Origin of the sequence: Aliiglaciecola sp. CAU 1673, from assembly GCF_029223185.1 — a bacterium.
Classification (GTDB): Bacteria; Pseudomonadota; Gammaproteobacteria; order Enterobacterales; family Alteromonadaceae; genus Bowmanella.
Window position 1 is genome coordinate 24,607 of the sequence record NZ_JARHUG010000027.1, and the last position, 13,120, is coordinate 37,726.

Below are 13,120 nucleotides of genomic sequence, written 5' to 3' on the forward strand. Positions count from 1 at the left end.
GGGATGATGTCAGACACCAAACCCCTGGGCATGTCGGGGCGCCTTGCCGCCGCATTCCTGACTTCACAGATCACCCCCTTGCTGGCCTGGGTGGGGCTGTTGCTTGGGCTGTTCGCCATGCTGGTCACGCCACGGGAAGAAGAGCCGCAGATAAACGTGACCTTTGCCAATGTGTTTATTGCCTTTCCCGGCGCTACGGCCAAAGAAGTGGAATCGCTGGTGAGTATCCCGGCAGAACATATCATCTCGGAAATCAGCGGGGTAAAGCATGTGTATTCCATGTCTTCCCCCGGCATGGCTTTGCTAACGGTGCAATTTAAAGTCGGGGAGCCGCGCACCGATGCCATTGTGCGCCTGTATAACGCCTTTTATTCCGATACTAACCCTTTGCCCGACAATATCGGGGTGTCGCCGCCGCTGATCAAACCCCGGGGCATCGACGATGTACCGATCCTTTCCGCAAGCCTGTGGAGCCGGAACCCGGATGTCAGCAGTGCCGATTTGCTGAATATTGCCCATGCCCTGCAAACCGAGTTGCAACGGGTGCCGGGGACCCGGGAAGTGAATATCATCGGCGGTTTGTCGCGCCTGGTGCAGGTGAATTTCGATCCTGTCAGGTTGGCCTCCTATCAGCTGTCGCTTAATGATCTTCGCGCCGCATTGGCCGGCGCCAACGCCTCGGCCGACGCCGGCGATCTGGTTCAGGACAATCAGCAAATCCAGATCCAGGCAGGCAACTTCCTGACCTCTGTCGAGCAGGTGCAAGATCTGGTGGTCGGGGTCTTCCAAGGCGCACCTGTGTATCTTAAGGATGTGGCGCAGGTCAGTAACGCTACCGAAAGTCCGCTGCATTATGTGAGCCACGGCCTGGGACCGGCCAATGCCGACGGCGGCAAGGGGCGCTTTGCCGCCATTACTCTGACCATAGCCAAAAAGCCCGGTGAGAATGCGGTAGAAGTGGCCAAAGGGGTGATCGAGCGCTTTGAGCAGATGCAGGGCATTTACCTGCCGGATGATATCGAAACCACTATTGTGCGTAATTACGGTGCCAGCGCCGAGGACAAAGCGCAAACCCTGATCAAGAAACTGCTGTTTGCCACCTTGTCGGTGATCGTACTGGTGCTGTTGGCCTTGGGGCGGCGCGAAGCCGCCGTGGTGGGCGGGGCCGTGATCGTGACGCTGGCCATCACCTTGTTCGCTTCCTGGGCCTGGGGCTTTACTTTAAACCGGGTGTCACTCTTTGCCCTGATTTTTTCCATCGGTATTCTGGTGGATGACGCCATCGTGGTGGTGGAGAACATTCACCGTCATATGAGTATGGGGAAGATGCCGTTGAAAGACGCCATTCCGCTGGCCGTGGATGAAGTGGGCGGCCCCACAATCCTTGCCACTTTTACGGTGATTGCGGCCCTGTTACCCATGGCCTTTGTGACCGGCCTGATGGGCCCTTACATGCTCCCCATTCCTATCAATGCCTCCACCGGCATGCTGATCAGCCTGGCGGTGGCCTTTGTGCTGACCCCCTGGTTGTTCCTGCGCCTGTTCAAGAATCATAAGGTCAGTCAGGATAGTCATGGCGGCACACCGCGGCTGCAGGGCTTTTTTCAAAAGCTACTCACGCCTTTTCTTAACGCCGCAGCCGGGCGGCGTAACCGTATTTGGCTGCTGATTGGTATCTTTGTGCTGATCGGCGGTTCGATGGCGCTGGTGGTCAGCAAGCATGTGATCATGAAGATGCTGCCTTTTGACAATAAAAGCGAGTTTGAACTGGTGGTGGATATGCCCGAAGGCACCACCCTGGAGCAAACCCATGCTGCCTTGCAGGCCCTGGCTGACAAGCTGGAAGCCTTGCCGGAGTTGGATAACTACCAACTCTACGCCGGGACATCGGCGCCCATCAGTTTCAACGGCCTGGTGCGTCAGTACTATCTGCGTAACCAGCCGCATATGGGTGAGATACAAGTCAATCTGGTGGACAAGCATCAGCGTCATCGCAAAAGTCATGATATTGCCCTGCATGCCCGCCGCCTGATTGCCGACACCGCCAGGCAATGGCAAGCCAATGTGAAAGTGGTGGAAATGCCCCCAGGTCCGCCGGTGCTGGCGCCTTTGGTGGCGGAAATTTACGGGCTGGATTATGCCCGCCAGTTAGCGGTGGCCGCCGAGATAAATGGGATTTTCGCCGATACCACCGAGGTGGTGGATGTGGACGATAGCCGCGAAGCACCGCGGCACAAATGGGTGCTGGAAATAGATCGTGCCCGTGCCGCCAAGCTGGGCTTGCAGCAAGCGGCGATTGTCGCCGATATTCAGGCCGCCCTTTCCGGTGAGGACAGCTCCTACCTGCATGATCCGCAGGCGAAGCGGCCCTTGCCGGTGCGCCTGATATTGCCGACCAGCTTAAAGGCTGACCTTTTGTCTGTGCAGAATCTGCGGGTTCGCTCGCAAAGCGGTGAGCTGATTGCCCTGTCCGAGGTCACCCGCCTGGTCAAAATGCCGGCAGAACAAACCCTGTATCGCAAGGATCTGTTACCCGTGGTCTATGTGATGGGGGATGTGGCCGGTGACACCGACAGCCCCTTATACGGCCTGGCGGAAATTGCCGATAAGCTGGAGCAACAGCCGGTTGGCGGCAGTCTGATTGAGCAGTACTTTGTCAATGCACCGCCTAATCCCTACCAATGGAGCCTGAAATGGGACGGCGAATGGCAAATCACCTATGAAACCTTCCGCGATATGGGCATTGCCTACTCGGTGGGCCTGTTGATGGTGTACTTGCTGGTGGTGGCCCAGTTTCGTTCCTACTCGGTGCCGCTGATCATTATGGCGCCCATCCCCCTGACCATCATCGGCATTATGCCCGGTCACGCCTTGCTGGGTCAGCAATTCACCGCACCGTCGATGATCGGCATGATCGCCCTGGCCGGCATTATTGTGCGTAACTCCATTTTGCTGGTGGACTTTATCCAGCATCAGCAAGCCGCCGGAAAGGATTTGCAGCAGGCTACCATCGAAGCGGCAGCCGTGCGCGCCGTGCCTATCGCCTTAACGGCGTTGGCGGCCATGATGGGGGGCTTCTTTATCCTGGATGACCCGATTTTCGGCGGGTTGGCGGTGTCATTGATCTTCGGTTTGCTGGTCTCCACCCTTCTGACGTTGTTGGTGATCCCGGTGGTCTACTACGCCTACCAGTATCAACAACCTTCGGGGCAATAACGGTCATGACGGCCGTTATTGCCTGCGCCTTGTGTGCTGCGCCCCGTGGTTGGGCCTGGTGTGCAGCCTTTAGCCATTGCGGACTGTCAGGTTTCCCTTGCAGCTTGTGCCTGTTTCTCAGCCAACCCGGGCTGGTGAAGTGCCAAAGGTATCCTCACCCGCCATAGCGGCGTATGGGCATTTTTTAACCAGTCAGCGCTGCCGACGTTCAGGCTTATGCTCCACAACCCCGCATCACCTATAACGTTGAGGTCGAACCGTGGGGGATCCCAGATGGATGGACAATGAATTTCTTCGCGCTGTTTACTTCAGGTAACTCACATTGCTCAGCAAGTCGTTCATCAGTTTAACTTCCTTGTTTAAGTTAGCCCTAGGGTATTGCAATTCTAATGTCTGATGCTGTTGATGCTCAATCAGCACGCCGCTCTTTGGGATTTCTTCACCGCGTTCTGTGATGTCTTCCACCATCCGGACGTGGCCGTAAAGGTCTTTATTGTCTAGCAGGAAGGCGCCGCTTATGCGCACCAGGCGAATGCTCTGATCTCTATGCAGCAAGCGTAACTGGGTGTTAAAGGGTTTCTGGATTTGCAGGGCTTTGCGCCATTCACGCTGGATCTTCAGTTTGTCTCCGCTATAAACCGCATCGGCCCAATATTGCCCTAGCAATTGTCCGGCTGTATATCCGGTAATATCGTGATAGGCATGGTTGGTATACGTAATATAACCTGATAAGTTGGATATCATAATGCCCATTGGTGAGGCTTCCCCTATGGCCATAAAGCCTGCCATAGAAACCCGCAGCACATTATTGATTGCCCTACCGGCCACACAGTGATTCAGCGTCCGCTTTAACGAATCCGCATCAACCTTTTGTTTATCCAGATAGTCGGAGGCTCCCAGGTGAATAATCTGATGCGCCATAAACTCATCTTCCTTTAGGCACAGCAAGACAAAAATGGCCCGTCTGGCAAGCTGATGCAATTCCTCAAAGTGGTTCAGGCCTTGGCCGTCCTTGACGCTGATATCCAGTATCACCACTTCAAAGTATCCCCGGTTCAATGCTTTTGTTGCCTCGGCCTGTGTTTTACACCAGACAACGTCAAATTTATGGGCTGGCATTCGCGCCAGATAACTTTGTATTTGTTGTGCCAGAACGCTGGCATCCACCACCAGTAATAGTTTTGTCCTCATGTTTTGCATTGCTGTACCTTCCTGATAGTAAGTGCTAACACTTGACATGCTGCCCGACCTTAAAATAACGAATTATCCCTGCTAGTTTTTGAGTGCTACCCCAAGGTGCAGTGTCCGCCATAGAGCAAGAGTGGTCTGTTCGCTGCCGCACCCTGAATCATCAATAGTCTGAAGAGATATCCAGACCACCAGCCGTTCTCATGCCTGTTGGCCGTCAGCAGAAGCATGTTTCATCTTCATCGGATTTTTTAAATCGTGAACATCAGGCAATTGGGCGGCACCGCGTGCTCTGGGGATATATGCGTGTCAGCGCACCGACGCAGGGTTAAAGCAAAGGTATTGTGGCTGCCAAGTTAGCGGCACTCTCGTCGCTACTGCACGACCAAGTGAGGTCAAAAATGAATACTTCCTATGGACATAATGAACCCTCAGCCAAGGGTGAACAGGATGAACGTCCCATTACCACCGATGCCACGGCCAATTTGGGTCGACATACTGACCAGGAATTTCCCGCTAAAGCCCCTTCTTCGCTCTCACAAATGGGTTCCGGAAGCTGGTTGAATAACATCGAATCCGCCATAAAGCGCTGGAGCAAAATAACAGAAGAGGAACTGAAAGAAGTGGCAGACGATACCAACAAGCTTATCGATTTAGTGCAAATGCGCTATGTCATCAGCAAAGAAAAGGCTCGTCAGCAGGTACAACGATTTTTGCGAAAGCATTAAACAATCCTGTCGTTGTTGTCCCCAAAAGGGCGGAATTGAACAGCAATAAGGCCAGGAAGTTGTGCACTTTTGCTGCCACATATTGATTTGGAGAAACCTATGAAGATGAACTCTAGAAAACTGATACTGGCGAGTACCATCGCCATGCTCTACCTGCCCTCAGCCATGGTGGTGGGTAGTGAATCAACCCTGTCCACGGATCTGAAAAATGCCCGGCAGGAGGCGCAAATATGGACGACATACCAGATAAACCCCTATCTGCGTGACAGCAGTATTGACGTAAAGGTCACACAAGGAAAAGTGATCTTGCAGGGCACAGTGACTGAAGAGGTTGATAAGGAACTGGCTGCCGCTATTGCATCAGGAGTAAGCGGCGTTAGCTCAGTTGACAACCAGATAGTGGTAGACGAAAGCTACCAGCAGAAAACATCCCCTGGCGACAGGAGCTACGCCGAAATGGTGGAGGACGTCAGTATTTCTGCCGCGATTAAGTCAAAACTGCTGTGGAGTAAATTCTCCAATGGCGTTGCCACCGAGGTGGATACCTATCAGGGTAAAGTAAGCCTCAAAGGCGAAGTCCATGATCAGTCCAGTAAGGACGCCCTGGCCTCCTTGGCAAAAAACACTGACGGTGTCGTGTCAGTGGACAATCAGCTAACCATTGCCTCCGAGCCTAAGGCAGAAAAGGTCAGCATGAAGGAAGAAAAAGATCAGTCTATGTTTAACGACGGTTGGATCACCACCAAGGTCAAAGCTACCTATATGTATTCTTCCAACGTCGACAGTTCAGATATCTCAGTGAACACTCTCGATGGCATTGTGTCCCTGGAGGGGCTGGTGAAATCCGGTTCTGAACGCTCACTGGCCATAGAACTGGCCAAGAATATCCGTGGTGTGAAGGATGTCTCAGCGTCAAAGCTTGTCTTTCAGTAACATGATCAGGCCGCTGCCAGAAGTTACCCGTAGCGGCCTTTTTACTTGTTAAACCGCATACCATCTCCCTTTGTTCTTTGCACCTGACAACCTCTATTTCCCCTATGTGCGACCGCGAACAGATAGCCCATTTGCTAACGGGTACACTGACGATCCATGCCAATACCACCATCAGGAGATACCCATGCTAGAAACTATTGCCGTCGTACTCATTGTGCTTTGGGCACTGGGTCTGGTGTCCTCCTATTCGATGGGCGGATTCATTCATCTGTTGCTAATACTGGCCGTCATCGTGGTGCTGGTCAGGGTGATCCAGGGACGGCGTATCTGACCCTGGGCAATGGATAAAAACGAGGAATTGCAGATGAAATCACAATTTACTACACCCAAAAAATCGGGCAAATGGATAACGCCTCTATTCGCTATGGCTATCGGCGGTATGTTATTGCTGACCACTGGCTGTGCCAGCAGCAAACTGCCACCTACCGAATCTGTTCGGGCGGCCGAACAAGCCATTGATACCGCTGAGCGGGCCCGTGTCAGTCAATATGCCGCCGCAGAATTGATGCAAGCCCGGGATATACTCAGTCGCGCCCGTCTGGCAATTAAGAGCCAGGACATGGTTGAGGCTGAACGCCTGGCCCAACAATCAAAAGTCACTGCGCAACTGGCCTTTTCCAGGGCCGAACTAATCAAAGCGCAGCAGATTAATGCCGAGATGTATAAAAGCATCACCCAGTTGGAACAGGAAATTCAACACAATCAGGGGGTCAACCCATGAACGCTTATACATTCGTAAAACCACTGTTACTGACGTCGGCCACAGTACTGTTAGTTGCCTGTACCACGGCGCCAACGAGATTTGCCGGTGCCGATGCAGCACGTGAAAGGATGGATCAGTTGCAAAGCAACAAGGATCTTGCCCATCAGGCACCGATGGCAATGAGTGATGCCCGCATGGCCCTGTTAAATGCGGAGCAAAGGCAGAAAGACCCGGCTGTTTCTGAACATTTGGTGTTTATTGCCGAACGCAAGGTCGATATTGCTGAAGCCGAAGCAAAAACCCAACACCTGCAATCGCAGCGTAGCGAGTTAACCGCAAAACGTGACGCTATGCAGTTGCAGGCCCGAACTAAAGAAAGTCAGTTGGCTAGAAGCGCGGCCGATCAGGCAAGACAAGAAGCCAGTGAAGCTCAACGACAGACAATGCTGGCGCAACAGAATGCTGCAACAGCACAGAGGCAAATGAATGAGGCTGAACAAGCAACAGCTGATGCCCGGGAAGATGTCGCCATGATGCAGCGCCAGCTCGAAGAGATGGATGCCCGTCGGGATGCCAGGGGTACAATAGTCACCCTTGGCGATGTACTCTTTGACTTCAGTAAGGCGGATATTAACCCCGCCGCCATTTCACATCTGGCTAAGCTTGCGGCTTTTCTTAACACCAATACTGACCGCAATGTGATCATTGAAGGGCATACCGACAATGTGGGAGGCGAAGAATTTAATTTGCTGCTTTCCCAGCGTCGCGCCAATGCGGTGAAAGACTATCTGCAAAGTCAGGGGGTAGCAGGCCAGCGCCTTGAAACGGTGGGCAAGGGGGCACTTTTCCCGGTAACGGACAACATCTCTGCTGCGAGCCGGCAACAAAACAGACGGGTGGAAGTGATCATCACTGATCCCATCACCTGAGTGCCGGCCACAGGTCAGTAAATTGTTGAGATTGACCATATAAAATCCCGCTAGCGCGGGATTTTTTTGCTTTTACCTATGACAAAGCAGCCAAGGCTTTGCTGATCTCACCACCATTGCATCTCTTTATTGTCCTGTTTTTATCTTGCCCTTAGGTAATGACCGCTATTGAGTGCTAGGGGGCACCAAGCACCACAGTTTATTTCGCTGCCACTATCCCGTACTGCTTGAGCTTGCGCGCAATCTTGGCATGGGACACCGCCAGGCGCTCTGCCAGCTTGCGGGTGGAAGGGTAGTGCTGGTAAAGGCTGGCAAGTAGTTGTTTTTCGTATTGAGCCATGGCTTCTTCGAGGCTGGTGACCTTGTCCTGATAGAGTGGCATACCGGTTATCTTTGATGCCAGCTGCTGTAAATCGATTTCCTCAATCACGCCGCTTTCGCTTAGGGCTACGGTGCGAAAAATGGTGTTTTGCAACTGGCGTATATTGCCCGGCCAGTCGGCTTCCTGCAGTTTCTTGATGGCGGCGTTGGAGAAGCGCATCAAAGGGGCATTGACCTGCTCGCAGGCCCGTTTGAGGAAATGCTGAACCAGCACCGCAATATCCTCGCGCCGTTCTCTTAACGGTGGCAGACGCAAGTTGAGTACATTCAGGCGGTAGAACAGATCTTCGCGGAATTCGCCGGTTTGGGTCATTTGCTCCAGATCCCTGTGGGTGGCGCAAATAATGCGTACATCCACATGCACCTCGCGGGTACCGCCAATCCGCCGGAAACGGAAGTCTTCTAAAAAGCGCAGCAATTTGGCCTGCAAATAGGGTGACATTTCACCGATTTCATCCAGAAACACCGTGCCGCTGTCAGCCAGTTCGAAGAGGCCCGGTTTGCCGCCCTTTTGCGCGCCGGAAAAGGCGCCGGAGGCATAACCGAATAACTCGCTTTCCAGCAGGTTTTCCGCCAGGTTGGCACAGTTGATCGCCAGAAACGGCGCCTTGTTTCTGGGGCCGGCCTTATGCAGCGCCCTGGCCAGCAATTCTTTACCGGTGCCGGTTTCACCGCGGATCAACACCGGCAGATCCAGATTGGCGAAGCGCAGGGTCTGCTGGCGAAGGGTCTTGATGCGCGCCGACTCGCCGACAATGCTGTCCAGGCCGTCGTTGCCCGATGCCTGCACGGCGGACAGTTGCTGGCCCACCCGTTGCAGACTTCGTAATACCACCACCGCACCGTTGACCCGCGCACCGGATCTCACCGGTGTGGCTTCCAGCAAAAAAGCGCCGTTAGCCGTACTCAGTTCGGTGGAAAAGCCTTCGGCTTTAAGTAGCTGCTGTTTTGGGGTGGGCAGAAAGGCTGCAATATCTTCGCCTTCCAGGGTGGCGCCCGGATGGGCTAAGGCTTCGCAGGCCGCGGCATTGGCCACCAGGATCTCGCCGTTGGCATCGATGTCCACTATAGGATCGGGCAATCGTGAGAGTAAGGTATCCAAATGCTGGCGGCGTCGCTCACCGGGTAGCCATTCCACTTGTTGCACGCCGTTGACGCCGTCGATTTGCATCAGCGCTGCGGTGAGCTTGTCGGCCATCGACAGCGGCGTATCAATGCTCACATAGGTGTGAAACCGCTGCATCTCCATTGCCAACAGGTTGCAGCCTTGTGCCACGATAGCGGCGAGAATTTCCTGGGTAATGCCCAATCTGTCTTGTGACAAGATATCTAATTTCACGATTCGCCTAAGTTTGTATCAATACTGATACATGTAATAAAAGTGAGACAATCAGGCCAGGCTAAAGGAATTTACCGGCTTGTAAAGTAAGGAAAAGCGGCCTGGTAAACATTTTAGTAACAAAAATGATACATCTTGCTTTGGTTAATTCCGGCGATACATCTTATCTTATTGATATATATGATAAATACTCTTGTGGAACGATTCTCGCTTAGCTACCGCAACGAAACGCAGATAGCGCCCCTGGGTCAAAATTCGAACCAAAACGCCCAACGGCCTGTTTGCAAACACAACAAAACAGAGAGCGGGATTGATGAGCTATAAATTTGAAACCCAAGTGGTGCATGCCGGACGCATTGAAGACAAGCAGTTTGGCTCCCTGGCCACCCCCTTATACCAAACCTCCACCTTTATTTTTGAAAATGCCCAGCAGGGGGCCAGGCGTTTTGCCGGTGAAGAAGAAGGCTATATCTACACCCGTTTGGGTAATCCCACCACCCGCCAACTGGAAATGAAAGTGGCCGCGCTGGAAGGGATGGAAGATGCCGCCGCTGCCGCCACCGGTATGGCCGCCATTTCCGCAGCCATAATGGCCAATGTCCAGGCAGGCGATCATATTATTGCCTCCCGCGCCTTGTATGGCTGCAGCTATGCTTTTCTGAGCCATATGCTGACCAAGTTTGGTGTGCAAGTGACCTTTGTGGATATGACCAAGCCGCTGGAAATGGAAGCGGCGGTGCAGGACAACAGCAAGATGGTATTCCTGGAATCCCCTATTAACCCCAATCTGGTGGTGATTGACTTGGCCATGGTCGGCGAGTTTGCCAAGCGCCACGGTCTGCTGGCGGTTTGCGATAACACTTTCCTGACCCCGGCACTGCAGCGCCCGGTGGAGTTTGGCTTTGATATCGTGGTGCACAGCGCCACCAAATACTTAAACGGCCATGGCGATGTGATCGCCGGGATCATCTGCGCCAGCAAGGAAATGATTGAAAACATCAAGCTGACTGCCCTTAAAGATATCGGCGGTACCATCAGCCCCCACGATGCCTGGTTGATCCTTCGTGGCCTGAAAACCCTGCATATTCGAATGCAGCGTCACTGCGAAAATGCCCAGAAAGTGGCGGAATTTCTGGCCGAGCATGAGCTGGTGGACAAGGTCTACTATCCGGGCTTAAAGGACCATCAGGGCTATAAATTTATCGGCACCCAGATGCAGGCCGCCGGTGGCGTGATTGCCTTTGAAATACTCGGCGATGTCAGCGACGGTGCGCGCGTGATTAACAACACCCACCTATTCAAAATTGCGGTCAGCCTGGGCGATGCCGAGTCCCTGATTCAGCATCCCGCGTCGATGACCCACAGCCCCTATACCGCCGAAGAGCGCGCCAAGGCCGGGATCAGCGACTCACTGATCCGCATTTCCGTGGGCCTGGAAAACGCCGATGACCTGATTGAGGACCTGAACACCGCCTTGTATAAGGCGATGAATAGCAAGATTAATAAGGCCCAGGAATTGTTGTCTGTAGTGGGTTAACCAGAAACTGAGACGGGCGCTACGGCGCCCGTTTTTTTGTGTGCTGCTGTCCGTTTCTTAGCTAGGCTTCTGCACAATTAGTTTGGAGTCGTCCGAAGATGCTGAGTAGTGCCACAAGCCGGTATTCCCACACAGACACGCCGTAAATCCCTCCCTGGAGGCTCTGCCGCATCTTTTAATGATGGCTTTCCTGCCATCCTTAAAAGTCCTGCTTCGGCATACTTGCCTTCGCGTTCGCAGGCGGAAACGTTGTTTCCTAGATTCCCTGCTCACCCATGTTGCGGAAGGTCTGCTTAGGGAACACCGGCTTATGTCACCGTCGACATCGCACTGAATTTAAGGAGGGGAAATAGCGTTCCACAGGGACAAACTGGTAAAGCTGTTTGCCTGTGAACGGAAAGGGCCTCTTAGTGCCAAAAGGAGACCTTCAGTAACGCCGTGCTCTGCGGAAATTTAGGAGCGCCAGCGAGTAAATTTTCCGTAGCAGCACCTTGTTATAAGCCTATATTTCAGTATACAAAGCGATTGGGTCAATTATTATTTCGTTGCTTAACCTACCTGAAAACGTAGCCTCAACATTGCTTAAATGAGAAACAAGATTCATCAGTGCCTCTTTAATACTTTTATAGTCTTCATTTTCTTCTAACTCATCAAGCTTCTCTCGTTGGTGCTGAGTAATTATTCCAAACAAAGTAAACTCAACTTCAGTTTTCCTAGAATATTTTCTGATCACTAACTCTTCTGGCTCACGAAGATATGATCGGTTTAAGTTGGCCGAAAATATTGACTCAACAAACTCCATTTGAACCTCAAGTTGATCTTGAAAGCCGTAAGTCAAAACTAATGAAAGGTCATCTAGAAAACTTTGATCTTGCTGTAGACCCGACTCAGTAGCCAGCTTATTAATATTAGTCATCGATTTCAGTTGAGTTTGAAGCTTGCTCTTTTGATTTCTGTCTTTCGTATTTTGCTTGGCTTTTTCTAGCTGCTCTCTAACTGCCGATATTTCCTTAAAGTTAGTTATGTGGGCCAGCGCCTTACCGATTCTGTTAAAGTTTTTAAGGGTGTTATTTATTGTGTTTATATCGTTGAAAGTTGCTTTGGATGTAATTTTTATAAATGACTTATCAGTCCCGACTTGTGAATCTTCGCCTTCATTAGTACTAACAATTCGCACCATTTCGTCATCTATGAGTTTTTTCTCAAAAATAGTATACGAGTAATCATTAAGGAATTTCTTCTCGGTATTCCTCTCACTATTTTTTAAGATATCACCTAGAACCCTACCACTTCCAACAGGTCCTTTTTGCTCTTCAGACTCACCTTTCTCAGAAGTTGATTCATTTAGAACATACTCAGTAACACCTTCAAATAACTGTGAAGAAAGGGAATACATTTTTTCTTCGTCAAGATATATAAAATTTTTAATCATTGCGTTTCCTACCTTTGTATTCTTTATAGTATTTATTTCGAGTGCTTACTAATGACCATATAGAAACAGCAACACCTGCAAACGCCAATATTACAGTTGTTGAAATAATGAAAGTGGTCATGCAACACCTCCCTCACACGTTGATGTCTTTGAAATCCTATCGTAGACAGAGTAACTAATAAGAAATGAAACGACAGATAAGACCATTGTGCAGATAGTGATTGCGTTAACATCTACAATATTCTCACCAATTAATGTCAATGCAAACAAAACACTATAAAAGGCTATAAAAGCTATTGAGATCCCATTTTGAGCTGTTTTCCACTCCTTTTGTATTCCCGAAAAATGCTCTATCTCATTAATATTGGATATGTGAAGAACCAAGCCAAAAGCCACGAAGTCTGAGGGCGAAAACAAATTAACACTGCCTTCTTTGGTCACAAGCCAAACTATCAACCTTGATAATATCGGAATCAATCCCACCAAAACTGTGTAAATCAGCCATTTAATTTTTTTACTACCCATTATCTACGATACCCTCCAAGGGCTTATAACGAATGATATGGACTCCCCCTTCTTCCGGGGTGTGCCACGCTTTAGCGGTGGCCAACTTAAGAGGAACCGTCCATGTCAGATTTAACTTATTTCTATGGCATTGATTTAGCCAAACAGGT

At 51.2% G+C, this 13,120-nt stretch carries 11 protein-coding genes; 7 read left to right on the plus strand and 4 right to left on the minus strand.

Annotated elements, in window-relative coordinates; genetic code table 11:
* Window positions 1–3 precede the first annotated feature (3 nt).
* Window positions 4–3,216: an efflux RND transporter permease subunit gene (locus P2G88_RS19070; protein ID WP_275799111.1), complete on the plus strand. Its 3,213-nt coding sequence runs from the start codon at window positions 4–6 to the stop codon at window positions 3,214–3,216.
* A gap of 303 nt (window positions 3,217–3,519) precedes the next feature.
* Here the strand turns inward: P2G88_RS19070 and P2G88_RS19075 are convergent, their stop codons facing one another.
* A complete protein-coding gene (locus tag P2G88_RS19075) occupies window positions 3,520–4,407 on the minus strand; it encodes a PAS domain S-box protein (RefSeq protein ID WP_275799115.1) in 888 nt (295 codons plus the stop codon).
* Window positions 4,408–4,805: 398 nt separating this feature from the next.
* Between P2G88_RS19075 and P2G88_RS19080 the strand changes: the two genes are divergently transcribed.
* The 5 genes from P2G88_RS19080 (at window position 4,806) to P2G88_RS19100 (ending at window position 7,757) form a co-directional block, all read left to right on the plus strand.
* On the plus strand, window positions 4,806–5,132 hold the full coding sequence (locus tag P2G88_RS19080; protein WP_275799118.1) for a hypothetical protein: 327 nt from the start codon (window positions 4,806–4,808) through the stop codon (window positions 5,130–5,132).
* A 99-nt stretch (window positions 5,133–5,231) separates the two neighbouring features.
* Entirely contained in the window at window positions 5,232–6,065 is an 834-nt protein-coding gene (locus tag P2G88_RS19085) for a BON domain-containing protein (RefSeq protein ID WP_275799121.1), read from the plus strand.
* A 184-nt stretch (window positions 6,066–6,249) separates the two neighbouring features.
* Window positions 6,250–6,396, plus strand: a complete 147-nt coding sequence (locus tag P2G88_RS19090; RefSeq protein WP_275799124.1) for a lmo0937 family membrane protein — start codon at window positions 6,250–6,252, stop codon at window positions 6,394–6,396.
* 33 nt (window positions 6,397–6,429) lie between these two features.
* Window positions 6,430–6,846, plus strand: coding sequence for a DUF4398 domain-containing protein (locus P2G88_RS19095; protein WP_275799127.1), 417 nt, complete (start codon window positions 6,430–6,432; stop codon window positions 6,844–6,846).
* Entirely contained in the window at window positions 6,843–7,757 is a 915-nt protein-coding gene (locus P2G88_RS19100) for an OmpA family protein (RefSeq protein WP_275799130.1), read from the plus strand. The genes P2G88_RS19095 and P2G88_RS19100 overlap by 4 nt, the downstream gene beginning before the upstream one ends.
* A gap of 199 nt (window positions 7,758–7,956) precedes the next feature.
* On the opposite strand, the gene P2G88_RS19105 is transcribed toward P2G88_RS19100, so the two are convergent.
* Window positions 7,957–9,477: a sigma 54-interacting transcriptional regulator gene (locus P2G88_RS19105; protein ID WP_275799132.1), complete on the minus strand. Its 1,521-nt coding sequence runs from the start codon at window positions 9,475–9,477 to the stop codon at window positions 7,957–7,959.
* Window positions 9,478–9,790: 313 nt separating this feature from the next.
* Here P2G88_RS19105 and megL point away from each other — a divergent pair, with 313 nt between their 5' ends.
* A complete protein-coding gene (gene megL / locus P2G88_RS19110; protein ID WP_275799135.1) occupies window positions 9,791–11,014 on the plus strand; it encodes a methionine gamma-lyase in 1,224 nt (407 codons plus the stop codon).
* Between the two features lie 502 nt (window positions 11,015–11,516).
* On the opposite strand, the gene P2G88_RS19115 is transcribed toward megL, so the two are convergent.
* The gene (locus P2G88_RS19115) at window positions 11,517–12,446 is read right to left on the minus strand and encodes a hypothetical protein (RefSeq protein ID WP_275799138.1); all 930 of its coding nucleotides are present in this window, start codon (window positions 12,444–12,446) and stop codon (window positions 11,517–11,519) included.
* A gap of 117 nt (window positions 12,447–12,563) precedes the next feature.
* A complete protein-coding gene (locus P2G88_RS19120) occupies window positions 12,564–12,971 on the minus strand; it encodes a hypothetical protein (protein WP_275799142.1) in 408 nt (135 codons plus the stop codon).
* Window positions 12,972–13,120 lie beyond the last annotated feature (149 nt).